25 protein-coding genes are annotated in these 25,516 nt (G+C 60.6%); 12 read left to right on the top strand and 13 right to left on the bottom strand.

The features are described 5' to 3' along the window. Nucleotides 1–92: 92 nt before the first annotated feature. Nucleotides 93–533 carry an anti-virulence regulator CigR family protein gene (locus tag AOA61_RS12110; protein WP_099601822.1) on the top strand — a complete coding sequence of 147 codons (441 nt, stop codon included), beginning with the start codon at nucleotides 93–95 and terminating at the stop codon, nucleotides 531–533. Between the two features lie 48 nt (nucleotides 534–581). Here AOA61_RS12110 and AOA61_RS12105 read toward each other — a convergent pair whose 3' ends face one another. From AOA61_RS12105 to AOA61_RS12080, 6 genes are all read right to left on the bottom strand, one after another. After that, nucleotides 582–1,892 (bottom strand): MFS transporter, encoded by a 1,311-nt coding sequence (locus tag AOA61_RS12105; protein ID WP_095185281.1) that lies wholly within the window; start codon nucleotides 1,890–1,892, stop codon nucleotides 582–584. 187 nt (nucleotides 1,893–2,079) lie between these two features. After that, entirely contained in the window at nucleotides 2,080–3,228 is a 1,149-nt protein-coding gene (dgoD, locus tag AOA61_RS12100; RefSeq protein ID WP_003170741.1) for a galactonate dehydratase, read from the bottom strand. 47 nt (nucleotides 3,229–3,275) lie between these two features. Continuing rightward, entirely contained in the window at nucleotides 3,276–3,896 is a 621-nt protein-coding gene (locus AOA61_RS12095) for a 2-dehydro-3-deoxy-6-phosphogalactonate aldolase (RefSeq protein WP_099601821.1), read from the bottom strand. A 1-nt stretch (nucleotide 3,897) separates the two neighbouring features. Then, complete coding sequence (locus AOA61_RS12090) at nucleotides 3,898–4,863, bottom strand: 2-dehydro-3-deoxygalactonokinase (RefSeq protein ID WP_099601820.1); 966 nt, start codon at nucleotides 4,861–4,863, stop codon at nucleotides 3,898–3,900. A gap of 177 nt (nucleotides 4,864–5,040) precedes the next feature. Then, nucleotides 5,041–5,367, bottom strand: a complete 327-nt coding sequence (locus AOA61_RS12085) for a DOPA 4,5-dioxygenase family protein (RefSeq protein ID WP_032885120.1) — start codon at nucleotides 5,365–5,367, stop codon at nucleotides 5,041–5,043. A gap of 31 nt (nucleotides 5,368–5,398) precedes the next feature. Beyond that, a complete protein-coding gene (locus AOA61_RS12080; protein ID WP_099601819.1) occupies nucleotides 5,399–6,349 on the bottom strand; it encodes a LysR family transcriptional regulator in 951 nt (316 codons plus the stop codon). A 103-nt stretch (nucleotides 6,350–6,452) separates the two neighbouring features. Between AOA61_RS12080 and betC the strand changes: the two genes are divergently transcribed. The 3 genes from betC (at nucleotide 6,453) to AOA61_RS12065 (ending at nucleotide 10,626) form a co-directional block, all read left to right on the top strand. Continuing rightward, complete coding sequence (gene betC, locus AOA61_RS12075) at nucleotides 6,453–7,967, top strand: choline-sulfatase (protein WP_099601818.1); 1,515 nt, start codon at nucleotides 6,453–6,455, stop codon at nucleotides 7,965–7,967. A 16-nt stretch (nucleotides 7,968–7,983) separates the two neighbouring features. Then, nucleotides 7,984–8,898, top strand: a complete 915-nt coding sequence (choX, locus tag AOA61_RS12070) for a choline ABC transporter substrate-binding protein (protein WP_099601817.1) — start codon at nucleotides 7,984–7,986, stop codon at nucleotides 8,896–8,898. A 159-nt stretch (nucleotides 8,899–9,057) separates the two neighbouring features. Further along, nucleotides 9,058–10,626: a SulP family inorganic anion transporter gene (locus tag AOA61_RS12065; RefSeq protein ID WP_099601816.1), complete on the top strand. Its 1,569-nt coding sequence runs from the start codon at nucleotides 9,058–9,060 to the stop codon at nucleotides 10,624–10,626. On the opposite strand, the gene aroE is transcribed toward AOA61_RS12065, so the two are convergent. Continuing rightward, nucleotides 10,627–11,448: a shikimate dehydrogenase gene (aroE, locus tag AOA61_RS12060; RefSeq protein ID WP_032885125.1), complete on the bottom strand. Its 822-nt coding sequence runs from the start codon at nucleotides 11,446–11,448 to the stop codon at nucleotides 10,627–10,629. Then, nucleotides 11,448–12,380, bottom strand: coding sequence for an oxygen-dependent coproporphyrinogen oxidase (gene hemF / locus AOA61_RS12055; protein WP_032885127.1), 933 nt, complete (start codon nucleotides 12,378–12,380; stop codon nucleotides 11,448–11,450). Before hemF ends, aroE begins: the two co-directional genes overlap by 1 nt. 160 nt (nucleotides 12,381–12,540) lie before the next feature. Between hemF and AOA61_RS12050 the strand changes: the two genes are divergently transcribed. Then, nucleotides 12,541–13,518, top strand: coding sequence for a quinone oxidoreductase (locus AOA61_RS12050; protein WP_099601815.1), 978 nt, complete (start codon nucleotides 12,541–12,543; stop codon nucleotides 13,516–13,518). Nucleotides 13,519–13,598: 80 nt separating this feature from the next. On the opposite strand, the gene AOA61_RS12045 is transcribed toward AOA61_RS12050, so the two are convergent. The 3 genes from AOA61_RS12045 to AOA61_RS12035 form a co-directional block, all read right to left on the bottom strand. Next, nucleotides 13,599–14,156, bottom strand: coding sequence for an L-threonylcarbamoyladenylate synthase (locus AOA61_RS12045; protein WP_032885130.1), 558 nt, complete (start codon nucleotides 14,154–14,156; stop codon nucleotides 13,599–13,601). 75 nt (nucleotides 14,157–14,231) lie between these two features. Further along, the gene (gene dprA / locus AOA61_RS12040) at nucleotides 14,232–15,335 is read right to left on the bottom strand and encodes a DNA-processing protein DprA (protein WP_099601814.1); all 1,104 of its coding nucleotides are present in this window, start codon (nucleotides 15,333–15,335) and stop codon (nucleotides 14,232–14,234) included. Nucleotides 15,336–15,398: 63 nt separating this feature from the next. Then, the gene (locus AOA61_RS12035) at nucleotides 15,399–16,166 is read right to left on the bottom strand and encodes a peptidoglycan-binding protein (protein WP_099601813.1); all 768 of its coding nucleotides are present in this window, start codon (nucleotides 16,164–16,166) and stop codon (nucleotides 15,399–15,401) included. A 135-nt stretch (nucleotides 16,167–16,301) separates the two neighbouring features. Between AOA61_RS12035 and def the strand changes: the two genes are divergently transcribed. The 5 genes from def to AOA61_RS12010 all read left to right on the top strand — a co-directional run bounded on the left by def (nucleotide 16,302) and on the right by AOA61_RS12010 (nucleotide 20,865). Next, a complete protein-coding gene (gene def / locus AOA61_RS12030) occupies nucleotides 16,302–16,808 on the top strand; it encodes a peptide deformylase (RefSeq protein ID WP_032885135.1) in 507 nt (168 codons plus the stop codon). Between the two features lie 69 nt (nucleotides 16,809–16,877). After that, nucleotides 16,878–17,831, top strand: a complete 954-nt coding sequence (gene fmt, locus AOA61_RS12025) for a methionyl-tRNA formyltransferase (protein ID WP_099601812.1) — start codon at nucleotides 16,878–16,880, stop codon at nucleotides 17,829–17,831. Then, the gene (rsmB, locus tag AOA61_RS12020; protein ID WP_032885139.1) at nucleotides 17,828–19,138 is read left to right on the top strand and encodes a 16S rRNA (cytosine(967)-C(5))-methyltransferase RsmB; all 1,311 of its coding nucleotides are present in this window, start codon (nucleotides 17,828–17,830) and stop codon (nucleotides 19,136–19,138) included. The genes fmt and rsmB overlap by 4 nt, the downstream gene beginning before the upstream one ends. 23 nt (nucleotides 19,139–19,161) lie before the next feature. Continuing rightward, complete coding sequence (trkA, locus tag AOA61_RS12015) at nucleotides 19,162–20,535, top strand: Trk system potassium transporter TrkA (RefSeq protein WP_032885140.1); 1,374 nt, start codon at nucleotides 19,162–19,164, stop codon at nucleotides 20,533–20,535. A gap of 18 nt (nucleotides 20,536–20,553) precedes the next feature. Next, nucleotides 20,554–20,865, top strand: coding sequence for a lipopolysaccharide assembly protein LapB (locus AOA61_RS12010; RefSeq protein WP_099601811.1), 312 nt, complete (start codon nucleotides 20,554–20,556; stop codon nucleotides 20,863–20,865). Between the two features lie 77 nt (nucleotides 20,866–20,942). Here the strand turns inward: AOA61_RS12010 and AOA61_RS12005 are convergent, their stop codons facing one another. Next, nucleotides 20,943–21,830: a lysophospholipid acyltransferase gene (locus AOA61_RS12005; protein WP_032885142.1), complete on the bottom strand. Its 888-nt coding sequence runs from the start codon at nucleotides 21,828–21,830 to the stop codon at nucleotides 20,943–20,945. Between the two features lie 40 nt (nucleotides 21,831–21,870). Further along, complete coding sequence (locus AOA61_RS12000) at nucleotides 21,871–22,428, bottom strand: DNA-3-methyladenine glycosylase I (protein ID WP_099601810.1); 558 nt, start codon at nucleotides 22,426–22,428, stop codon at nucleotides 21,871–21,873. 81 nt (nucleotides 22,429–22,509) lie between these two features. Here AOA61_RS12000 and glyQ point away from each other — a divergent pair, with 81 nt between their 5' ends. Next, a complete protein-coding gene (gene glyQ / locus AOA61_RS11995) occupies nucleotides 22,510–23,463 on the top strand; it encodes a glycine--tRNA ligase subunit alpha (protein ID WP_003213601.1) in 954 nt (317 codons plus the stop codon). Next, a complete protein-coding gene (gene glyS, locus AOA61_RS11990) occupies nucleotides 23,460–25,514 on the top strand; it encodes a glycine--tRNA ligase subunit beta (protein WP_095185271.1) in 2,055 nt (684 codons plus the stop codon). The genes glyQ and glyS overlap by 4 nt, the downstream gene beginning before the upstream one ends. Nucleotides 25,515–25,516: the final 2 nt, after the last annotated feature.

Genomic DNA, 25,516 nt, shown 5'->3' with positions numbered 1-25,516 from the left:
ACTCGCAGCTTCACGGCCTAAACAGCAAGACCAAGGGATTTCGAACCTCGTTCGAAATCCCTTTTTTGTTTGTGTGCCCTGAGGAATACCCGATGAAAATGCCCAAATCCGTGATTGCAGGTCTAGGCGTACTGGTGCTTGGCGCCAGCGCCCTGGTGCAAGCCGCACCGCCTGACCAGCGAGGTGATGACCGTGGCGGCCCGCAGGGCCAGCACGAGCAACGTGGCGACGACCATCGCGGTCCGCAGGCCAACCATCGCGGCGGCCCACCTCAGGACTTCGGCCCGGTGCGCCAGATCATCCACGATAACCACGGCCAGTTCTCCCGTGGCGCGCCGCCGCCGCCGAATGTGCGCCTGGTACGCGGCCAGCCGCTACCGCGCGGTTACTACGGCGAACGCCTGGACAACCGCGCCCTCGCACGCTTGCCGGTGTACCCAGGTTATGAATGGCGCCGGTCGGGCCCGGATGTGGTGTTGATCGCGGTGGGCACCGGCATCGTCTACGAAATTCTTGATGGTGTGCTGAACTAAGGCCTTACTGGCGAGGGGGCTTGCCAGAGCAAGCCCGCTCGCCACAGGTTATTCATTCAGCTCAATACGTTCGACTTTGCCTACAAGCAATATGTAAGAAAGCGCCCCAAGCAACGCCAGCACCGCAATATAGGTAATCGCCGGCGCAAACGAATCGCCGCTGGCCAAAAAGCCAATCACGATGGGCGTGGCAATCGCCGACAGGTTGCCGATGAAATTGAACACGCCGCCGGTCAGACCCAGCAAACGCGCAGGCGCGAGGGTCGATACCAAAGACCAGGTAATCGACGCCAGGCCGTTACCAAAGAACGCCACCGCCAGGAACGCAATCACCCACGCCGTTGAGTCCACGTAGTTGGCGCCGATGATCGCCGTGGAAATCAACAGCCCGCCAATGATCGGCAACTTACGCGCAAAACCCACCGAAGCGCCTCGGCGAATCAGCCAGTCGGAAAAAATCCCCGAACACAGCACACCCACAAACGCGGCCAGGAACGGCAGCGACGCCAGCAGGCCGGACTTGATGAAGTCCATGCCGCGATATTTCACCAGGTAGGTTGGGAACCACGTCAGGAAAAACCACAGCGTTGAGTTCAGGCAAAACTGGCCCAGGTAGATGCCCCAGAGCTTGCGCTTGCTCAGCACGATGCCCAGGTCGACCCAGCTGAATGGTGCCTTGGTGGCTTTTTCCTGCATATCCACGAGGCCGCCGCCATCACGGATCAGTTGGATTTCAGCGTCGTTGGCGCCTTTGAAGTCCTTCGGCTCGCGGTACACGGCGTACCAGATCCCCGCCCACAAAATACCGACACCACCGGTCACGACAAACACCATGTGCCAGCCGTAATAGTGTTGAAGCCAAGCCAGTACCGGCGTGAGGAACGCCAACCCGACGAATTGCCCGGAGGTGTAGAAACCGATCGCCGTCGCGCGCTCACGCTCAGGAAACCAAGTGGTGACCACGCGGCTGTTGATCGGGTAGGCCGGTGCTTCCAGCGCGCCAACGGCCATGCGCAATACAAACAGCGCAATAAAGCTGGCGGCGAAACCGAGCATCACGGTGGCGATGGACCAAAGCAGCAGGGCGACGGTGTAGAGGATACGCGGCGGCACTCGATCCACCAGCCAACCGCCGGGGATCTGCATGGCGGCATAGGTCCAGCCGAACGCCGAGAAAATCAGCCCGACATGCACCGGGTCGATCCCCAATTCGCTGGTCAACGCCGGGGCGGCAATCGACAGGTTGCTGCGGTCGAGGTAGTTGATCACCACGGTGATAAACAACAGCACCATGATGAAGAAGCGCTTTCTGGTAGGCGTGACTAAAGAAGCCTGCCCGGTGAAGGATTCAGGGTGCATGGGGGTTGCCTCTTCTTATGTTTGTTGAGGACTGAAACTGAGCTGGCTGAAGAAATCGGATCAACCTGTGGGAGGGGGCTTGCCCCCGATTGCAGTCTGCCTGCTATGGATGTGCTAGCTGACACACCACTATCGGGGGCAAGCCCCCTCCCACATTTTTTGACCGCATTGATTCAGTCAGAGGCTATTACCACTCGGCAAAGCTGCCATCAGCATGACGCCAGATCGGGTTGCGCCAGCGGTGGCCAATGGCGGCGCGTTCGATCACGTATTCCTCGTTGATCTCAATGCCCAGGCCCGGCCCGTTAGGGATCTTCACGAAACCCTGGTCATAGTCGAACACGCCCGGATCACGCACATAGTCGAGCAGGTCATTGCTCTCGTTGTAGTGAATGCCCAGGCTTTGCTCCTGGATAAACGCGTTGTAGCAAACCGCATCCAGTTGCAGGCACGCCGCCAGGGCGATCGGGCCCAGCGGGCAGTGCAGGGCCAGGGCCACGTCGTAGGCTTCGGCCATGTTGGCGATCTTGCGGGTTTCGGTGATGCCGCCGGCGTGGGAGGCATCCGGCTGGATGATGTCGACGTAGCCTTCACTGAGCACGCGCTTGAAGTCCCAACGCGAGAACAGGCGCTCGCCCAGGGCAATCGGCGTGCTGGTCAGCGGTGCCAGTTCCTTGAGCGCTTCGTAGTTTTCGCTGAGCACCGGCTCTTCGATAAACATCAGCTTGTACGGGTCCAGCTCTTTCATCAGTACCTTGGCCATGGGCTTGTGCACCCGGCCATGGAAGTCGACGCCGATGCCCACGTTAGGGCCGACCGCATCACGCACGGCAGCCACGTTGGCCAGGGCCAGGTCGACTTTTTCGAAGCTGTCGACGAACTGCAATTCTTCGGTGCCGTTCATTTTCACGGCGGTAAAACCGCGAGCCACGGCCTCTTTGGCAGCGCGGGCGGTGTCGGCCGGGCGGTCGCCGCCGATCCACGAGTACACGCGAATCTTGTCGCGCACCTGGCCACCCAACAGGTCGCTGACGGACACACCGAGGGCCTTGCCCTTGATGTCCCACAGCGCCTGATCGATACCCGCGAGGGCGCTCATGTGAACAGCGCCGCCACGGTAGAAGCCGCCGCGGTAGAGCACGGTCCAGATGTCTTCGATATTGCGTGGGTCTTTGCCGATCAGGTAGTCGGACAGTTCTTCAACGGCAGCCGCCACAGTGTGTGCGCGGCCTTCGACCACGGGCTCACCCCAACCGGTCACGCCCTGGTCGGTTTCAACCTTGAGGAAGCACCAGCGCGGCGGGACGATAAAGGTCGTCAGTTTGGTGATTTTCATCTGTTATCTCTCTTATAGATGCAGCGCCAGGGGCGCGGAACTTGATATCAGCTCAGGGCTTTCCATGCGGCGACATACGCTTGGGCGCGGCTCGCTACCTGATCCACTGTCATACCCGGTTTGAACAACCCGGAACCCAGCCCGAACCCTTTGGCGCCGGCATCGGTAAACACCTGCATGTTGTCCGGGGTGATGCCGCCCACCGGCAGCAACAGCGTGCCGGCTGGCAATACTGCAAGCCACGCCTTGATCACCGCAGGGCCCATTTGCTCGGCCGGGAACAGCTTCAACACGTCGGCGCCTTCGTCCAGCGCGGCGAACGCTTCGGTGGGCGTAGCCACACCCGGCGACAGGTACAGGCCTGCGGCTTTCGCGGCGCGCAAGACCTTGGCATCGCTGTGGGGCATAACGATCACCTGGCCTCCAGCGGCTTTGACCTGCTCGACCTGCTCCGGCGTCAACACCGTCCCGGCGCCGATCAGGCAATCGGCGGGCAGGCTGTCGCGCAGGGTGCGGATGCTGGTGTAAGGGTCCGGCGAATTCAGCGGGACTTCGATCACACGAAAACCGGCGTCGTACAGCACCTGGCCGACCGCCTGGGCTTCGTCAGGGCGCAGGCCGCGCAGGATCGCGATCAAACCGTTTTGTGCGAGTGCTTGCTTGAGCATGTCAGGCCTCCGTTGCAGGTTGAGTGAGCCCGGCGGCCACTGCCAGTTGCCACAGGCCGCGCTCGGTCGCTTCCTGCGCCAGGCTGACGTGGGTGAAACCGCAGAGGGCGAGGGCGCGTTGGTAGCGCACGCACAGCGGGCCGGCGCCTACCAGGATGATGGGGATGTGCCGTGCACTGACTGGCAAGCCGGCCAGTTCATGACCGATCAGCAGGCCGGATAAGTAATCGGGCTGCTGCTCAGGGGTGAGTTCGGCGGTCAGGCCCAGGGTGCGCGCACTGAACAAGGTCGACAGCACGCCGCGCTGGCCATCTTTTGACAGCGCCACTTGAACGCCGCGGTCGAAAGCCTCGGCCTGGAACTGCTCGGATACCTTTTGCGTACGCCCCAAGAGGCTGTGCTTGCTCAGCACCGCGAACAGTTCACCGGTCATGAAGGTATCGAAGTGGGTGATGCAACCTTCCACCACCTCGACCCATTTGGAATGACTGCCGGGCAGGCCGATCAGCAATTCACCAGCGACCGACAGGCTTTGCAGCACACCCAGCACCTGGGTTTCTTCGCCGCGCATCACGTTGGGCAAGCCGACCTGCTCGATCACGCCGGGCACGATATGCACATCGACACCGCGCAGGCTGCGTACCGTGTGCAACGCCTTGCCCAGGCTGGCGACGTCGACCGGCGTGCTGCGATACGCCGCTTCGCTCCAGCCTTGGGCGCTGCCGACCATGCCGCAGGCAATCACCGCAAGATTGGGTTGGGCGTCGAGCCAATCGCCGCACGCCGTATCGAACGCCAACTCGAAGCCATCGCTGCAGCGCACACCGGCGATGTCCCGGGGCTCGCTGGGCAAATGCATGATGCCCGACGCCAGCGAGCGCTGTTCCAGCACTACGCCCGCGGGGCCGAGTTTATAAGCACGAAGGGAGCTGGTCCCCCAATCGAGCGCGATCAATTGCGCCTGCATTGCTTCACCTGAAATGAGTGGGTGCTGAAAAAAGCAGATGGGCGAATATAAACCTATGGCCGGATATATCTCAATATATAAATAACAGTCCCATATAGTGAGACGAAGCAAGATAAATCCTACAACTTCCTCGCCTTTTACTGCGCGAAGGAACGGGTTTCATCTGATAAAGAGAGGTTAAAAAACCGACAGGTCCAGCTCGCGCATCGCACCCATCCAGATCGCGTAGTCGGTGTGATCCTTCAAGTCATCACCGGTATCAGGGTGCAGGAACACCACCAAACCGTTGCGATGGATCACCAGCCACGGCAGCACCACGCCGATGTATTCGGGGTCGAACGCCAACTGGCAGCTCCAGTCCGGGTGTGGGCCTACGGGTTTTTCGTGCACACGTCCCATACGCAGTGGGAAGAGTTTGGCGGCGTCTTCGCACAGGGTGCGCGCCTGCTCAATGGTGCTTGCGTCGAAGTAGATATGGGCGTGGTAACCCTTGATACGTTGCATGACGGACTCCGGATCCAATGTGCGGCAAATCCTAGACCGCAATCGACGGCAGGGCCAGTCCGGTCAGGGACTGCGCGCTGCTGGCCTGTTCTGCCTGCAACCAGTCGACGAAACGTTCGACCAACTGTCCACGCCGCTTGCGCTGGGGCTGCACCACGTAATAGCCAAAGCGCGAAATCACCGTGTTGCCGATCGGTCGGCACAACCAGTTCTGTTCCAGCAGGTTATCCACCAAATGGCGCCAGCCGATCGCCACCCCTTGGCCGGCAATCGCTGCCTGGATCAGCAAGGTGTAGTTGTCGAAGCGAAGCTGGCCGGGAGTGGGCGCAGCGCTGATGCCCAGCTCGCGGAATACGCCACTCCAGTCGAACCACTGGCTGTTGTTTTCCTGGCGCAAGTGCAGCAAAGGCACATCGTGCAGATTCTGTAACGTCAGCGGCGCGGATTGGTCCTTGAGCCACTGCGGGCTGCACACCGGGAACACTTCCTCATTGAACAGCCACAGGCTGTCGCCCTGCTTGAAGCGGCCATCGCCAAACAGCACCGCCACGTCGATATCGCTGCGCAAGGTGGCGTGGTTGCGCTCGCTGGTCACCAGGCTCACGTCCACCTGCGGATTGGCGGCGTGGAAGCGATGCAGGCGCGGCATCAGCCAGTAGGCAGCGAACGCAAAGTCTGTGGCCACTTGCAGCACTTCGTGCTGGTCCTGCTGGGTGATCACGCTCAAGCCGTGGTTAATGGCCTGCAAACCGCCCTGCACATGCTCGAACAGCAAGGCGCCGGCGTCCGTCAGTTCGATGCCGCGGTAGATGCGATCAAACAGGCGGACCGCCAACTGTTCTTCCAGGCGCTTGATCTGCTGGCTGATCGCTGGTTGAGTGGTGCCCAGTTCCATCGCGGCGGCGGTAAAGCTGCGATGACGTGCCGCCGCTTCAAACGCGCGCAGCAGGTCGAGGGACAGGTCACCAAGGGATTCATACATAAGCTGTGCTTATCCTAGACATTGCTTTTCATGGGCTTTACCCCATTTTCCATGGGCCGCATGCTCAATCGCATAAACACCGCCTATGGAATGCCGAGAACCCATGAAGCGCAAGAACATTCTTTTCATCATGGCCGATCAAATGGCCGCGCCGATGCTGCCGTTCTACGGTTCCTCCCCGATCAAGCTGCCGAATCTGAGCCGCCTCGCCGAGCAAGGCGTGGTGTTCGACGCCGCCTATTGCAACAGCCCGCTGTGCGCGCCGTCGCGCTTTACCTTGGTCAGCGGCCAATTGCCGAGCAAGATTGGCGCCTACGACAACGCGGCTGATTTCCCCGCCGATGTACCGACCTACGCTCACTACCTGCGTCGTCTCGGTTACCGCACTGCACTGTCGGGCAAGATGCATTTCTGCGGCCCCGACCAACTGCACGGCTACGAGGAACGCCTGACCAGCGACATCTACCCCGCCGACTACGGCTGGGCAGTGAACTGGGACGAGCCGGACGTGCGCCCCAGCTGGTACCACAACATGTCCTCGGTGCTGCAAGCAGGTCCTTGCGTGCGCACCAATCAGCTGGATTTTGACGAAGAGGTGGTGTTCAAGGCCCAGCAGTACCTATTCGACCATATTCGTGAGGACGGCGACCAGCCGTTCTGCCTGACCGTATCCATGACCCATCCCCACGACCCGTACACCATTCCCAAGCCGTTCTGGGATCTGTACGACGACAACGACATTCCTTTGCCTGCAACGCCCGCGCAAAGTGATCTCGACCCGCATTCCCAGCGCCTGCTCAAGGTCTATGACCTGTGGGACAAGCCGCTGCCTGTGGATAAGATCCGCGATGCGCGCCGGGCTTACTTTGGCGCCTGCAGTTACATCGACAGCAATGTCGGCAAGCTGCTGCAAACCCTGGAAGACACCGGCCTGGCCGACGACACAGTTATCGTGTTCTCCGGCGACCACGGCGACATGCTCGGCGAGCGCGGCCTCTGGTACAAAATGCACTGGTTTGAAATGGCAGCCCGCGTGCCGCTGCTGATCTGCGCTCCGGGGCAGTTTGCGGCGGGCCGCGTGTCCAACGCCGTGTCCACCGCCGACCTGCTGCCGACCCTGGTGGAACTGGCCGGCGGTCAACTCGACCCACACCTGCCACTCGATGGCCGCTCGCTGATCCCGCACTTGCAAGGGCAGGGCGGGCACGACGAAGTGTTCGGCGAATACATGGCCGAAGGCACCATCAGCCCGCTGATGATGATTCGCCGTGGCGCCTACAAATTCATCTACAGCGAAGACGACCCTTGTCTATTGTTCGATGTTCACAACGACCCACAGGAGCAGGAAGAACTCAGCCAGTCGCCGCAGCACCGGGCACTGTTCGACGCCTTCCTGGCTGAGGCGCGGGCCAAATGGGACATCGCGGCGATCCACCAGCAGGTGCTCGCCAGCCAACGCCGTCGACGCCTGGTGTTTGAGGCGCTGACCCAAGGCAAGCTGAAGAGCTGGGATCACCAGCCACTGGTCGACGCCAGTCAGCAATACATGCGCAACCATATCGACCTCGATGACCTGGAGCGCAAGGCACGTTATCCACAACCCTGCCAAAACCAATAAATACAGAGGGAAGGCCATGCAAAAGTTATCTGTGATAGTGGGCATGCTGGTGCTGGGCAGCGCCAATGTGTATGCAGACACCAGCTGTGAAGCCGTAAAAATGGCCGATCCGGGCTGGAGCGATATCGCGGCCACCAATGCCATCACCGGTTTTCTGCTGACGGGCATGGGCTACAAACCCAAGGTCGACACCCTGGCGGTGCCGATTACCTTCGGCGGGCTCAAAGACGGCCAGGTGGATGTGTTCCTCGGCAACTGGATGCCCGCGCAGCAGGGTTTTTACGACAAGTTCGTGGCCAATGGCGATGTGGTGCAACTGGCGAAAAACCTCGACGGCACCGAGTTCACCCTCGCCGTGCCGGACTACGTGTGGGACGCGGGTGTGCATGACTTCGCCGACCTGAACAAATTTGCCGACAAGTTCGACAAGAAGATCTACGGCATCGGCTCCGGCGCGCCGGCGAATATCTCGTTGCAGGAGATCATCAAGAAGAATGACTTTGATCTGGGCCAATGGAAGCTGGTCGAGTCCAGCGAACAAGCGATGCTCGCGGAAGTGTCGCGGGCGGTGAAGAAACAGCGCTTCGTCACCTTCCTCGGTTGGACCCCGCATCCGATGAACGTGCAGTTGAAAATGCACTACCTCAAAGGTGGGGAAAAGTATTTTGGTGACACCGGCAGCGTTTATACCTTGACCCGCAAAGGTTATGCACAAGCCTGCCCAAACGTAGGAAAACTGCTGACCAACCTGAGTTTCACCCAGGAGATGGAGAACAGCATCATGGCTGAGGTGGTTAATAAAAAGGTCAGCAATGCCGAAGCGGCGAAGGCGTGGATCAAGGCGAACCCGGCGGTGCTGGATAAATGGTTGGACGGTGTGAAAACCGTGGATGGCAAGGACGCGTTGCCGGCAGTAAAGGCCAAACTCTAGGGCCTTGCGCTATTCCAATGTGGGAGGGGGCTTGCTCCCGATAGCGGAGTGCCAGTCAGAGAGATTTAGACGGGTCCACCTATATCGGGAGCAAGCCCCCTCCCACAAGGACCAGTGTGTACTGATACCCTGAGTCAAACCTTTTCAGCCGAGTTATAAATGCCCCGGCCCAACCGCCATACACTCTTCCCCTTCCTCAGCTGGCTCCCGCGTCAAACCCGAGCCACTGTGGGCCGGGACGCGCTGGTCGGCCTCAGTGGCGCCGTACTTGCCCTGCCGCAGTCGATTGCCTACGCATTGATCGCCGGCCTCCCACCGGAATACGGCCTGTATGCCGCAATCATTCCGGTACTGATTGCCTGCTTGTGGGGCTCGTCCTGGCACCTGATTTGCGGCCCGACGGCGGCGATTTCCATCGTGCTGTATGCCAGCGTCAGTCCACTGGCCGTACCGGGATCGCAGGACTACATCACTTTGATCCTGTTGCTGACGTTCATCGCGGGCGTGTTCCAGTGGTTACTGGGAATGCTGCGCTTTGGCGCGCTGGTGAACTTTGTGTCTCACTCGGTGGTGCTGGGGTTCACTTTAGGCGCCGCAATAGTAATCGCGCTCGGGCAGCTACCCAATCTGCTGGGGCTGGACTTGCCGAGCCAGGCGACGGCGATCAATAGCCTGCTGGCGTTGATCGACCATGGCGGCGAATGGGACCACGCTTCACTCGCCTTGGGCTTGTGCACCTTGCTGGTGGGCGCATTGCTCAAGTACCTGGTGCCACGCTGGCCGACACTGTTGATCGCACTGACGTTGAGCAGCCTCGCGGCATGGCTGTGGCCGGCGATGCTCGGGCATGTGGCGTTGGTCAGTTCGTTTATCGGCAAACTGCCGCCGTTCAGCCCGTTACCGTTGGACCTGGACATGATCCTGCGCCTGCTGCCCAGTGCCGTGGCGGTGGGCATGCTGGGACTGGTGACCAGCCTGTCGATTGCCCGCTCGCTGTCGGCTCGTTCCCAACAGTTGCTCGACGCGAATCAGGAAGTTCGCGCGCAGGGTTTATCCAATATCGTCGGCGGATTTTTCTCCGGCTATCTGTCGGCCGGTTCCTTTACCCGCTCAGGCCTCAGCTACGAGGCAGGTGCCTGCTCGCCTTTGGCCGGGGTGTTTTCCGCGTTATGGGTGGCGCTGTTTGCGTTATTTGGTGCGGCATTGATCGCGCATATTCCAATTCCGAGCATGGCGGCGAGCATCCTGCTGATTTGCTGGGGCTTGGTGGATCATCGTGCTATTCGCGCGCTGTTTCGCGTCAGCCGTGCAGAGTTTGTGGTGATGAGCCTGACCTGTGTCGCCACGTTATTACTGGAGCTGCAAACGGCGATCTATGCGGGAGTGCTGGCGTCGCTGTTTTTCTATCTCAAACGCACGTCGCAGCCACGGGTTCAACAATGGCGAGACGGTGACGAAGATATATTGCGAGTCGGCGGCTCGATCTTTTTTGGCGCCAGCCATTACCTGCAAGTGCGCCTGCAAAGTTTGCAGGGCAAGCGGGTGGTGATCGAGGCGCAGCAGATCAACTTTATCGACTATTCCGGGGTAGAGATGCTGCACCAGGAGGCGCGGAGATTGAAGGGGTTGGGGCGTAGCCTGACATTACGCGGGGCACGGCCGCAGGTGGTTGAAGAGCTGAAGAAACTGGAAGGGGCCGATAACTGCCCCATCCAGTTTGAAGATTGATTACTGCGCCAACTGACGGCGCAGTTCAGCCAACACCGGCGCCGAATCCGGGCGCACACCGCGCCATAGAAAGAACGCTTCAGCGGCCTGTTCAACCAGCATGCCCAGGCCATCCATTGCCACAGCTGCACCTTGCTCAGCCGCCCAGCGGCAAAACGCGGTCGGCTCCTTGGCATACATCATGTCGTAGCAAAAGGTCTTGCCCGGTTCTATCAAGCTGCCGGCAATCGGCGGTAAATCGCCTGACAGGCTGGCAGACGTGGCATTGATGATTACGTCCACCGGCTCACGCAGCCAGTCGAAACCACTGGCCGACACCGGGCCCAAGTCGTCGAACAACTCGGCGAGCAATTCAGCCTTTTCCACAGTGCGATTGGCGATGATCAATGAAGCAGGACGCTCAGCCAGCAACGGTTCCAACGCCCCGCGTACCGCGCCACCGGCACCCAGCAACAGGATGCGTTTGCCTTGCAGGCTCAACCCGGCGTTTACCGTCAGGTCGCGCACCAGGCCCGCGCCGTCGGTGTTATCACCCAGCAGCGTGCCATCGGCCAACTTGCTCAGGGTGTTCACCGCACCGGCGCGTTGGGCGCGCTCGGTGAGGCTATTGGCCAGACGGTAAGCGTCTTCCTTGAACGGTACGGTGACGTTAGCGCCACGGCCTTGCTGGAAAAACTCACGGGCACAACCGGTGAAATCCTCCAAGGGCGCAAGCAAAGTGCTGTAGTCCAATTGTTCGCCGGTCTGCTCGGCGAACATGCGGTGAATCAGCGGCGACTTGCTGTGACCGATGGGGTTGCCGAAGACAACATAACGATCCATCAGACCGCCGCCTTAGGCGCGACAACGCCAAGCCAGTCGCGGTCTTGCAGGAAGTAATCAGTGAGCCGCGCCTCTTCGCTGCCGGCCTCGGCCTTCCAGTCATAGCTCCAGCGCACTTGCGGCGGCAGCGACATCAGGATCGATTCGGTACGCCCGCCCGATTGCAGACCAAATAGGGTGCCACGGTCGTAGACCAGGTTGAATTCAACATAGCGGCCACGACGGAATTCCTGAAACTGGCGCTGCTGCTCGGTATAGGCCATGGCTTTGCGACGCTGCACGATCGGCAGATAAGCATCGATATAGGCATCGCCGATGGCGCGGATGAAGGCGAAGCAGGTGTCGAAGTCCCACTCGTTCAAGTCATCGAAAAACAGGCCGCCGATACCACGGGGTTCGTTGCGATGCTTGATATGGAAGTAGGTGTCACACCAGGCCTTGTAGCGCGAGTACACGTCCGGGCCAAAAGGTGCGCAGGCCTGCTCGGCAACACGGTGCCAGTGGATGCAGTCTTCTTCGTTGCCGTAATACGGAGTGAGGTCAAAGCCACCACCGAACCACCACACCGGCTCTTCGCCTTCTTTTTCAGCGATGAAAAAACGCACGTTGGCATGGGACGTCGGCACATGAGGGTTGTGCGGGTGGATCACCAGCGACACGCCGAGGGCTTCAAAGCCACGACCGGCCAGCTCTGGGCGGTGTGCGCTGGCGGATGGTGGCAGGCCGCTGCCGAATACGTGAGAAAAGTTAACGCCGCCTTTTTCGATCACCGAACCGTTTTCGATCACACGGGTGCGACCGCCACCGCCGGCAGGCCGGGTCCAGGCGTCTTCGATAAAGCGAGTGTCCGTCTCAAAGGTTTCCAGGGCGCTGCAAATGCGGTCTTGCAGGTCAAGCAGGTAGGCCTTTACAGCCTCGGTGCGGGTAGTCATGGCATCACCTTGAATCGGGCAAAGCTACGCGAGGCCATTGGGCGTCGGCGGCAAATGGGCGCACAGGATACCACTGCACCCTATGCCGTCGCAGTTGACGAAGATCAAGCTTAGGAGTCCGATAGGGGGCTACGCGAATTCGACCCAAGGAGAAGTGCAGATGGCCAAACGTATCCAGTTCAGCGCCCATGGCGGCCCCGATGTACTTGAATATGTGGACTACACGCCGGCGGAGCCGGGCCCGCAGCAGGTTCGTGTGCGTAACGAGGCCATTGGCCTGAACTTCATCGACACCTATTTCCGCAGCGGCCTGTACGCACCACCGGCCTTGCCGTCCGGTCTGGGCGCAGAAGGCGCCGGCGTAGTTGACGCGGTTGGCAGCGAAGTCACCCAATTCAAGGTCGGCGACCGCGTGGCCTACGGCAGCGGCCCGCTCGGCGCGTACAGCGAACTGCACGTACTGCCCGCCGCTAACCTGGTGCACCTGCCGGACGACATCAGCTTCGAACAAGCCGCCGGTGCCATGCTCAAGGGCCTGACCGTGCAGTACCTGTTGCGCCAGACCTATGAACTGAAGGGCGGCGAGACCATCCTGTTCCACGCTGCTGCCGGTGGCGTGGGCTCCCTGGCCTGCCAATGGGCCAAGGCGCTCGGCGTGAAGTTGATCGGTACCGTGAGTTCGCCAGAGAAAGCCGCTTTGGCCAAATCCCTCGGTGCCTGGGAAACCATCGACTACAGCAAGGAAAACGTCGCACAGCGCGTGCTGGAATTGACCGACGGCAAAAAGGTCCCGGTGGTGTACGACGGTGTCGGCAAGGACACGTGGCTGACTTCCCTGGACAGCGCGGCGCCCCGTGGGTTGGTGGTGAGCTTTGGCAATGCCTCGGGCGCGGTGGATGGGGTGAACTTGGGGATACTCTCGGCCAAGGGCTCGCTGTACGTGACACGACCGACCCTGGCGACCTACGCCAACAACCCGGCGAACTTGCAGGCGATGGCGGATGATCTGTTTTCGATGATCCAGAGCGGCAAGGTGCGCATTGATATCAACCAGCGGTATTCGCTGGCGGAAGCGGCGAAGGCACAGACGGAGTTGTCGGCGCGGCGTACCACTGGGTCGACCATCCTGTTGCCGTAAGGCTTCAGAACGCTATCGCCGGCAAGAGCACGCAATCCTCTGTAGGAGGTGCCTTGCCGGCGATCAGCCACACCTCAGTATTACGACGGTCGCACCACCTCACCGGTTGCCAGATTACGAATCAGGCTTGGATTCTTGCGACCGCCGAGGGCACCGCCCAGTACCAAGTCGACCTGACCACGGAAATACTGCTCCACGCGAATCCGCGAGCGCGCAGCCGGGCGGCCTTGAGGGTTGGCCGACGTGGAAATCAACGGCCCGACCAGCGAACACAAATCCCGCACAAGCGGATGGTCAGTAACCCGTAGCGCGACCGTGTCGTGCACACCGGTCACCCATGCCGGCAGCAAGTCCTGATGGGGCACCAGCCAAGTGTTCGGCCCTGGCCAGGTGCTGGCCATACGGTCGATCCAGTCTTGGGGGAAATCTTCGAAGAGAAAATCAAACTGACGAATGTTGTCGGCCACCAGGATCAGGCCCTTGTCCACCGAGCGATTCTTGATGGCGAGCAAACGGTCGACTGCTTCTTCATTCCACGGGTCGCAGCCCAAGCCCCATACCGCCTCGGTTGGATAGGCAATCACCGCGCCTGCGCGAATTTCTCGTGCGGTTTCCAACACACGCCACCTGTTGACCATTGCTCATTCTCCGGACTAAAGCTCTGGGCAGTTTACCGATCTTCTTTACAAAACCTAGTTCCAAAAAACCGGCAGCTATAAAAGCTGACCACGCGCCAGCCAGCGACCGCTTTCGCAAATCACCTGGCCTTCAAGCTCCAGCTCCGTGAGGGTCGCCAACACTTGGGACAAAGGCCGACCGCTGGCAATCGCCAGGGCTTCGCTGGTGTGGGGCGCCGCGTGCAGCAACGCCACCAGCGGATGGATCACCGGCATCGGCGCCGGGCGCGACAAAGCCTGCCAGCCCCGCAAGCCTTCGAGGATGTGCTCAATGGTTTCCACCAGCATTGCACCATCGCGGATCAACTGATGACAGCCTTTGGCCCCAGGGTGATGGATGGAGCCCGGGATGGCATACACCTCCCGGCCTTGCTCGGCAGCCAGCTTCGCGGTGATCAGCGAGCCACTGGCCACACTGGCTTCCACCACCAGCACGCCCAGCGACAGACCACTGATGATTCGATTGCGCCGCGGAAAGTTGCTCGCCTGAGGCCCAGCGTCCAGTGGGAACTCGGAAATCACTGCGCTGCCCTGGGCAATCATCGCCTCTGCGAGCCGTCGATGGCGCTGTGGATAAACATTTTCCAGGCCGGTGCCAAGCACGCCGATGGTGTGTCCACCCACATCCAATGCCGCCTGATGCGCCGCGCCGTCGATACCCAGTGCGAGGCCACTGGTGATGACAAAACCGGCGCTGGCCAAACTACGGGAAAAAGCGGCAGCGGTGTCCATGCCAGGGCGCGACGCGCGCCGGCTGCCGACCATCGCCAGTTGAGGTTTTTCGAGGATTGAAGGGTCGCCAGCGACGAATAACAGCGGTGGCGCATCGTCGATCTGGGCTAGTAATGCCGGGTACTCAGGCTGGTCCCACATCAGCAAATGCTGGGCCGGACGACTCAACCACGCCAATGACTCACTGGCGCCATCTCGGATTTCGGGACTGCGGCGAGCGTCTGCGCTGATGGGTGGCAAGCCCAGTGCACGCCAGGCACTGGCAGGCGCGCTGATGGCCTTTGAAGCGCTGCCGAACGCTTCGATCAACAACCTAAAACGCTTCGGGCCTACTTCTGGCAGCCTGTGCAAGCGTAGTCGGGCCTCCAGTTCTGAAGGGGAAATTTCACTGCTGTTTATCGGAAACATCTGATCATCCTTGACCGGAACAAGCTGTGGATAACTCTGTTGGTAACTTATTTAGCAGGCTATTTATTGCGTTTGCGCAGCAGTCTCGAAACGGTCCATGACTGCCAACGGGCGTGAGGCGCTGAGAACCAGGCCATAACTGAGTTTTTCGTAGGTGCGGAACACCAGCAGAGTGCCGGCGCGCTCATCGGGTAGCTTCGTGGGAACACCGGTGAGCGGGTCGCGGACGGTGGCGCCGGTTTTAATGACGGTCAGCAGTTGACCCTCCATCAGACCGTCGCGCCGGCCTTTACTCAGGGTGACGGCGTCCAGCACGCCAATCTGGGTGACGCCCCTGGGGATATCGATGATTTTTCCTTCGATGAAAGGCGCTGACTTTACGGGCTCCAGCGCCGTAGGCAATTGCGCGCGGAGCAGGCGGTCGCCAGGGCGTACCTCCTGAGTTACCCGTTGCACAGCGAGGGTGGTGAGGTCGCCCGCCATCACAAAGCGCGCGGTACCGATGTCATCGGCGTTGATACCCAGCAATTCCTGCGTTTGGGGGTCGGCGTAGACCTTGCCTCGGCGAAAGATCCCATAGCTTGGCTGGGCCGGATCCAGGTCGCCTCTGGCGTGCACACGTTCGCCATTGGCCCCCAGCACGCGCCCGCCGTCGGTCGCGACAATGTAAGGCGCATTGTCCAGATCCTGAGGCGTATCAAGAATACGGTTATGCAATAAAAACCGCTGAATGGCCTGTTGCGTCGGTTGATCCAGACGCGAGCCAGGTTGGGGAAGCAGGGCTGCGGCGAACGGGGCCCATAGCAGCAAGACGAGTAGCGATTTCCTCATGGGGTGAATCTCCTTTATTATGTGCGTTCGCGTGAAATGCCAGAGCCTTCGCGGCTTTCGAACCTTTCACACCGGCCGTATGGGTCCATCCCACCGCCGATTTGCCTTTACCTCACATGTGCAGCAATTACGCTTATGGCTATTTTGAACATCCTCGAATTCCCCGACTCGCGCCTGCGCACGATCGCCAAACCGGTGGCCGTAGTGGACGACAAGGTTCGTCAGTTGGTCGATGACATGTTTGAAACAATGTATGAAGCCCCGGGCATTGGCCTCGCCGCCACCCAGGTCAACGTGCATCAGCGCGTCGTGGTCATGGACCTGTCGGAAGACCGTAGCGAGCCGATGGTGTACATCAACCCTGAGTTCGAACCACTGACCGAAGAGATGGGCGAATATCAGGAAGGTTGCCTGTCGGTGCCGGAGTTCTACGAGAACGTCGAGCGCCCGCTGCGCGTGAAGATCAAAGCCTTGGACCGTGACGGTAAGCCGTTCGAGCTGATTGCCGAAGGCCTGCTGGCAGTGTGCATCCAGCACGAATGCGACCACCTCAACGGCAAACTATTTGTCGATTACCTGTCCACGCTCAAGCGCGACAGGATCAAGAAGAAGCTGGAAAAAAAGCATCGCCAGCAAGCTTGATGCCCTCCTTCCAAAGGCTTGCTGCGGCAAGCCTTTTTCTTTTGTGACTGTTTTTAACCGAGACTTCCCATGACCGAGCCATTGCGCATTGTTTTTGCCGGCACCCCTGAATTCGCCGCCGAACACCTCAAGGCGCTGCTTGCCAGCCCTCACGATGTCATTGCGGTGTATACCCAGCCGGATCGCCCGGCCGGTCGCGGGCAAAAACTGATGCCGAGCCCGGTCAAGCAGTTGGCGCTTGAGCACAACATTCCTGTACTGCAGCCGCCTACCCTGCGCAACGCCGAGGCCCAGGCCGAGCTGGCTGCGCTCAGCCCTGACCTACTGGTGGTGGTGGCTTACGGCTTGATCCTGCCGCAAGTGGTGCTGGATATCCCGCGCCTGGGTTGCATCAACAGCCATGCGTCGCTGCTGCCACGCTGGCGCGGTGCGGCGCCGATCCAGCGAGCGGTGGAAGCCGGTGATGCGCAAAGCGGTGTGACCGTGATGCGCATGGAGGCAGGTTTGGACACCGGCCCGATGCTGCTCAAAGTGGTTACGCCGATCACCGCCGAAGACACTGGCGGCAGCCTGCACGACCGCCTGGCCGAAATGGGCCCAACTGCCGTCATCCATGCCATCGCCGGCCTCGCCGAAGGCACCTTGGAAGGCGAAGTGCAGGACGATAGCCTGGCCACCTACGCCCACAAATTGAACAAAGACGAAGCACGCATCGACTGGAGCCGCCCGGCGGTGGAGCTGGAACGGCTGGTGCGTGCCTTCAACCCGTGGCCGGTCTGCCACAGCACCCTCAACGGCGAAGCCTTGAAAGTGTTGGCTGCCCATTTGGCGGACGGCAAAGGCGCCCCCGGCGAGATAATCGGCGCCAGCAAGGAAGGCCTGTTGGTCGCCTGCGGTGAACAGGCGCTGTGCCTGACGCGTCTGCAATTACCCGGCGGCAAGGCGCTGAATTTCAGCGACTTGTTCAACAGCCGTCGTGAGAAATTTTCCCTGGGCACTGTACTTGGGGTGGCCGCGCAATGAACCCACGTCTGGCCGCCGCCAAGGCTCTCGCCGCCGTACTCAACGGCAAGGCTTCGCTGAACAGTTCACTGCCCACGCAGTTGGATAAAGTCGAAGACCGTGACCGCGGCTTCACCCAGGACCTGGCCTTTGGCACCGCCCGTTGGCAACCTCGTTTGTCGGCGCTGGCGGCCAAGCTGCTGCAAAAGCCTTTCAAGGCGGCCGATGCTGACGTCGAGGCGCTGTTGCTGGTGGGGCTTTATCAGTTGCTCTACACCCGCGTGCCGGCCCACGCCGCCATCGGTGAAACCGTCGGATGCGCCGACAAGCTGAAAAAACCTTGGGCCAAGGCCCTGCTCAACGCTGTGCTGCGCCGTGCCCAACGCGAAAGCGAGGCGCTGCTGGCGGAGCTGGAACATGACCCGGTAGTGCGCACCGCCCACCCGCGCTGGCTGCAAAAATCCCTCAAGGCGTTCTGGCCCGAGCAGTGGGAAGCCATTTGCGCGGCGAACAATGCGCACCCGCCGATGATCCTGCGGGTCAACCGTCGCCATCACAGCCGTGACGCGTACCTGCAATTGCTGACGGCCGCAGGCATCAACGCGACGCCGTGCGTGTACAGCACCGACGGCATCGTGCTGGAGGCCGCCGCCGATGTACGCAGCCTGCCGGGCTTTGCCGAGGGTTGGATCAGTGTGCAGGACGAAGCCGCGCAACTGGCCGCCGACCTGCTCGATCTGGCACCGGGCCAGCGCGTGCTGGACGCTTGTTGTGCACCAGGCGGTAAGACATGTCACATCCTGGAAGTCGAAAAAGGCTTGGCCGGTGTCGTCGCTGTTGACCTGGAAGCCAAGCGCCTCGTGCGTGTAAGGGAAAACCTCGCACGCCTGGGCCTGAGCGCCGAACTGATCGCCGCCGACGGCCGTGACACCGCCGCATGGTGGGACGGCAAACCGTTCCAGCGCATTCTGCTGGACGCGCCTTGCTCCGCGACCGGTGTGATCCGCCGCCACCCGGACATCAAGCTCACACGCCAACCCGACGACATCGCCGCCCTGGCCGCGCTGCAAGGTGAACTGTTGGACGCGATGTGGCCGACCCTCGAAGTCGGCGGCATCCTGCTCTACGCCACCTGCTCGACATTGCCCACCGAAAACACTGAGGTGATCGAAGCCTTCCTCGCTCGCACCAGCGGCGCCCGTGAGCTGGATCTCGCCACGACGGCCGGTATCAAGCAGCCTCACGGTCGCCAACTGCTCGCGCAAGAAGGCGGACACGATGGCTTCTACTACGCCAAACTGATCAAGATCGCCGCCGCGCGTGGCTGAATGGTTATTGAGGGAGTGACCGGATGAAAATCATCATCCTTGGGGCAGGGCAGGTCGGCGGCACACTGGCCGAACATTTGGCCAGTGAAGCCAACGACATTACCGTGGTCGACACCGATAGCGAACGCCTGCGCGACTTGGGCGACCGCCTGGATATCCGCACCGTACAAGGTCGTGCATCGTTTCCTACGGTGCTGCGTCAGGCCGGTGCCGACGATGCCGACATGCTCGTGGCCGTGACCAACAGCGACGAGACCAATATGGTCGCCTGCCAAGTCGCCCATACCCTGTTCCACACCCCGACCAAGATCGCCCGGGTCCGCGAAGCCGCCTACCTGACCCGCGCCGGTCTGTTCGATAACGACGCCATTCCTGTAGATGTGCTCATCAGTCCTGAGCAAGTGGTGACCCACTACATCAAGCGCCTGATCGAAATCCCGGGCGCCTTGCAGGTGATCGACTTCGCCGGTGGCAAAGCCCAATTGGTCGCAGTGAAGGCCTATTACGGCGGTCCACTGGTCGGCCAACAACTGCGCCAACTGCGTGAACACATGCCCAATGTGGAAACCCGCGTAGCGGCGATTTTTCGGCGTGACCGGCCGATCCTGCCGCAGGGCGATACAGTGATCGAAGCCGACGACGAGGTGTTTTTCATCGCGGCCAAAGCGAATATTCGCGCCGTCATGAGCGAAATGCGCCGGCTCGACGAGAACTACAAGCGCATCGTTATCGCCGGCGGCGGCCAGATCGGCGAGCGGCTGGCCGAGGCCATCGAGAGTCGTTACCAAGTGAAGATCATCGAGATGAATCCGGCGCGCTGCCGGCATTTGTCCGACACCCTCGACAGCACCGTCGTCCTGCAAGGCAGCGCCTCGGACCGCGACCTGTTGATGGAAGAGAACATCGCCGACGCCGACATCTTCCTGGCCCTGACCAACGATGACGAAGCCAACATCATGTCGTCGCTGCTGGCCAAGCGACTGGGGGCGAAGAAGGTGATGACCATCATCAACAACCCGGCCTATGTCGACCTGATCCAGGGCGGCGATATCGACATCGCCATCAGCCCGCAACTGGCGACCATCGGCACCTTGCTGGCCCACGTACGCCGTGGCGATATCGTCAGCGTGCACTCCCTGCGGCGCGGCGCGGCGGAAGCCATTGAGGCGATCGCCCATGGGGATTCGAAGTCGAGCAAAGTGATCGGCAAAGCCATCCGCGATATCGGCCTGCCGCCGGGCACAACCATTGGCGCGATCATTCGTGACGAAGAGGTGATCATTGCCCACGACGATACGATGATCGCCACGGGTGACCACGTGATCCTGTTCCTGGTGGATAAAAAACATATCCGCGATGTGGAGAAGTTGTTCCACGTGGGATTGAGCTTTTTCTGATCAACCGGAGTGACCGACATGCTCGAATCCCTGGAAAAAATGCTCGCCAAGGGTGTGGATAACTCGCTGCTGCGCTTTGGACTGGGCAAGGGTTATTTGGATCTGAAGGACAACGCCAAGGCGGCGGAGCATTTGCAGAAATGCGTCGAGTTCGATCCGAAGTATTCGGCGGCGTGGAAGTTGTTGGGCAAGGCACAGTTAGGCCAGGGTGATAACTCCGCAGCGCGACAGGCGTGGGAGAAGGGCGTTGACGCGGCCCAGGCCCATGGCGACAAGCAGGCCGAGAAAGAGATGACGGTGTTCCTGAAGAAACTCGACCGCCAAAGCTAAGCAGATCGAAAATGTGGGAGGGGCAAGTCGAATCGTCGCACCGCCCCTCCCACATTTGGTTTTGTATTGTCTTTGGGTCAATACCACCGCTCTTCACCCGGCGGGCGTTTCTTGAAGCGCTTCATGCTCCACATGTACTGGCTCGGGTAGGCGCCGACATAACGCTCAACGACCTTGCTCATCGCGGCGCAAGACGTGGCAGTGTCGGTGCTGTACATGTCTTCCGGCGCCGCTTCCAGGATCACTTTGTAGCCCGAACCATCCGGCAGTCGCAGGGCATGCAGGAATACACCGACCGCCTTATGGCCCGCGAGCATATTCGGCACGAACTTGCTGGTGAGCGCCTGGGTTGCAAAGAATGGCACGAAGATCCCCGCCGATTCCGCCGGCTCCGGGTCAGCGGGAATACCCACTTGGCCACCTTTACGCACTTCCTTGATCACACTGAGGATGCCTTCCTTAGTGGAAGCCGCCACACGGTTGCCCAACTGCACGCGCTGCTTGCGCAGCAACTCATCCACTGCCTTGAGCTTGGGCGGGCGGTAAAAAATGATCGGTTTGCACTGGTTGCAGTAAAAGTGGTTCAACACTTCCCAGTTGCCCAGGTGGCTGGTGATGCCGACTACGCCTTTGCCCGAGGCCAGGGCTTCGTGCAGCACTTCCAGGCCTTCGACTTCACGCACTAGGTCGATGGAACGCTGGGCCGGCCAGATCCAGGCGCAGGCGCTTTCAGTCAGGGACTTGCCGATGTCCATCAGGCTTTGGCCGACCAGGCGCTCCCGAGCGGCGGGGTCCATGTCCGGAAAGCATTTTGATAGGTTGATCCGCACCGTTTCGCGGGATCGGTTGGGGGTTTTCCACATGATCCAGCCGATGGCCGAACCCACGGCTTGCACTGCGCGCCATGGCAGCAGGGCAAACAACCGAAGAGCGCCTACCAGCAAGGCGCCTTTAAACTTTTCCACAGGTCACTCCTGATCGTGTGTGGTGCGCAAAGCGCGCATTCTAACCGGCGTTGACCAAGTCCGCGTAACGGTCGCAGTCCTGAGTGTGGTCCATGACCATGCCAGAGGCCTGCATGAACGCGTAACAGATGGTCGGGCCAACAAAGGTGAAACCGGCTTTCTTGAGTGCTTTGCTCATGGCTTCAGCCTCCGGCGTAATCGCCGGCACTTCGCTGCGGTCCTTGAAATGGTTGACCTTGGGCACCCCGCCGACAAACGACCAGAGCAACCCCACCGGGTCCTCCAGCGCCAGCCAAGCCGCAGCGTTGCGCCGGGTGGCGTTGAGCTTGAGGCGGTTGCGCACGATACCTGGGTCGAGCATCAGCGCTTCGATCTCGTCATCGCTCAATTGCGCCAACCGCTGCGGATCAAAACCGAACAAGACCTTTCGATAATGCTCGCGTTTGCGTAAAACGGTGATCCAGGAAAGGCCCGCCTGGAACCCTTCGAGTAAAAGCAACTCGAACAAACCCTGCGCATCGCGTAGCGGCGTTCCCCACTCCTGATCGTGATAAGCCATGTACAGCGGATCTTCAGAACACCAAAAGCAGCGTGGCATAAGGCTCCAGGGGATGGTGGCGCGGCCGAATCGGGTATACTCCCGCTCTTTAAATCGCAGCCCAAGTAACAGGTGAATTTCGTGAGCCAGCCTACGCCAGCCGTGCGTACCTTCCAAGACTTGATCCTCGCCCTCCAGCAATACTGGGCCGAGCAAGGTTGTGTGGTACTTCAGCCCTACGATATGGAAGTAGGCGCCGGCACTTTCCACACCGCTACCTTCCTGCGGGCCATTGGCCCGGAAACCTGGAACGCCGCTTATGTGCAGCCCAGTCGTCGCCCGACTGACGGCCGCTACGGCGAAAACCCGAACCGTCTGCAGCACTACTACCAGTTCCAGGTGGTATTGAAGCCGAACCCGGACAATTTCCAGGAACTGTATCTGGGCTCGCTCAAGCATGTTGGCCTTGATCCGCTGGTCCACGATATCCGCTTCGTCGAAGACAACTGGGAGTCGCCGACCTTGGGCGCCTGGGGCTTGGGCTGGGAAGTCTGGCTCAACGGCATGGAAGTGACGCAGTTCACTTACTTCCAGCAAGCCGGTGGCATCGAGTGCTACCCGGTGACCGGCGAAATCACCTACGGCCTTGAGCGCCTGGCCATGTACCTGCAAGGCGTGGACTCGGTCTACGACTTGGTGTGGGCTGACGGCCCGTTCGGCAAAGTGACCTACGGCGATGTGTTCCACCAGAACGAAGTGGAGCAATCCACCTACAACTTCGAACACGCCAACGTCGAAAAGCTGTTCGAACTGTTCGACTTCTACGAAAGCGAAGCCAAGCGTCTGATCGAACTCGATCAGCCGCTGCCGCTGCCAAGCTATGAAATGGTGTTGAAGGCGTCCCATACCTTCAACCTGCTGGACGCCCGCCGTGCCATCTCGGTAACCGCGCGCCAGCAATACATCCTGCGTGTACGCACCCTGGCGCGTTCCGTCGCCCAAGCCTACCTGCTGGCTCGCGCCAAGCTGGGCTTCCCGATGGCAACCCCGGACCTGCGTGATGAAGTGTTGGCTAAGCTGGAGGCTGCACAATGAGTGCTCAAGATTTCCTGGTTGAACTGGGCACCGAAGAGTTGCCACCGAAGGCACTCAACACCCTGGCCGATGCGTTCCTGGCCGGGATCGAAAAAGGCCTGCAAAGCGCTGGCCTGAAGTTTGAAGCCAAGAAAGTCTACGCCGCGCCACGTCGCCTGGCCGTGTTGCTGACCGCGCTGGAAACCCAGCAACCGGACCGCAGCATTAACCTCGACGGCCCGCCGCGCCAGGCGGCTTTCGACGCTGAAGGCAATCCGACCCAGGCTGCCCTTGGTTTTGCCAAGAAGTGTGGCGTGGAACTGAGTGAGATCGACCAGAGTGGTCCGAAACTGCGTTTCAGCCAGGTCATCACCGGTAAGCCGACTGCCAGCCTGCTGCCGACCATCGTTGAAGACTCCCTGAACGACCTGCCGATCCCCAAGCGCATGCGCTGGGGTGCACGCAAAGAAGAATTCGTCCGCCCAACCCAATGGCTGGTGATGCTGCTCGGTGACCAGGTCATTGACTGCACCATCCTCGCCCAGAAGGCCGGCCGCGATTCCCGCGGTCACCGCTTCCACCATCCAGAAGCCGTACGCATCACCTCGCCGGCGAACTATGCCGCCGATCTGCGTGCAGCTTATGTGCTGGCCGACGCCAACGAGCGTCGCGAGCTGATCAGCAAGCGCACCGAAGAACTGGCCCGCCTGCAGGAAGGCACCGCCATCGTGCCGCCAAGCCTGCTCGACGAAGTGACCGCGCTGGTTGAATGGCCTGTACCGCTGGTGTGCTCGTTCGAAGAGCGCTTCCTCGATGTGCCGCAAGAAGCACTGATCACCACCATGCAGGACAACCAGAAGTACTTCTGCCTGCTGGACGTGGACGGTAAGTTGCTGCCGCGCTTTATCACCGTAGCCAACATTGAAAGCAAAGACCCGCAGCAGATCATCGCCGGTAACGAGAAAGTCGTTCGCCCGCGACTGACTGACGCTGAGTTCTTCTTCAAGCAAGACAAGAAACAGAAGCTCGAAGACTTCAACCTGCGCCTGCAAAACGTGGTGTTCCAGGAAAAACTCGGTAGCGTCTACGACAAGGCTGTGCGTGTTTCCAAACTCGCTGCCTACATCGCACCACGCATCGGCGGCGATGCGGCCTCGGCCGCCCGCGCTGGTTTGCTGTCCAAGTGCGACCTGGCGACCGAGATGGTCGGCGAATTCCCAGAGATGCAAGGTGTTGCCGGCTATTACTACGCCCTCAACGATGGCGAGGCCGAAGACGTCGCCCTGGCGCTGAACGAGCAGTACATGCCACGCGGTGCTGGTGCAGAACTGCCAACTACCTTGACCGGTGCGGCCGTGGCCATCGCCGACAAGCTGGATACCCTGGTGGGCATCTTCGGTATCGGCATGCTGCCTACCGGTAGCAAGGACCCGTACGCCCTGCGCCGTGCGGCATTGGGCGTGCTGCGTATCCTGATCGACAAGAAGCTCGACCTGGACCTGACACAGGCCATCGTGTTCGCGGTGGGTCAGTTCGGTACTAAGGTCAAGCAAGCGGGTCTGGCCGAGCAAGTGCTGGAGTTCGTGTTCGACCGCCTGCGTGCGCGTTACGAAGACGAAGGCGTGGACGTTTCCGTCTACCTGTCGGTTCGCGCCCTGCAGCCGGGTTCGGCGCTGGACTTCGATCAGCGCGTACAAGCCGTACAGGCCTTCCGTAAGTTGCCGGAAGCCGATGCCCTGGCCGCTGTGAACAAGCGTGTGTCGAACCTGCTGAGCAAGGCCGAAGGCCTGGGCAATGGCGACGTCGACCCTGGCCTGTTTGCCGATGCCAAAGAGTTCTCGCTGAATTCGGCCATCGCCAAGGCAGAAAACGCCGTCAAGCCGCTGATCGCCGAGCGTAACTACGCCGAAGCGCTGGCGCGCCTGGCCACCCTGCGTGAGCCGGTGGATGCGTTCTTCGAAGCCGTGATGATCAATGCCGAAGATGCCGGCGTGCGGAAAAACCGTTACGCCATGCTGGCGCGTCTGCGCGGCTTGTTCGTCAACATCGCTGACATTTCGACACTGAGCTGACC

The sequence above is a fragment of the Pseudomonas sp. 2995-1 genome (assembly GCF_002742505.1).
GTDB classification, from domain to species: Bacteria; Pseudomonadota; Gammaproteobacteria; order Pseudomonadales; family Pseudomonadaceae; genus Aquipseudomonas; species Aquipseudomonas sivasensis.
Note: the sequence above shows the minus strand (reverse complement) of the source record. Positions and strands in the feature narration are given on the sequence as shown.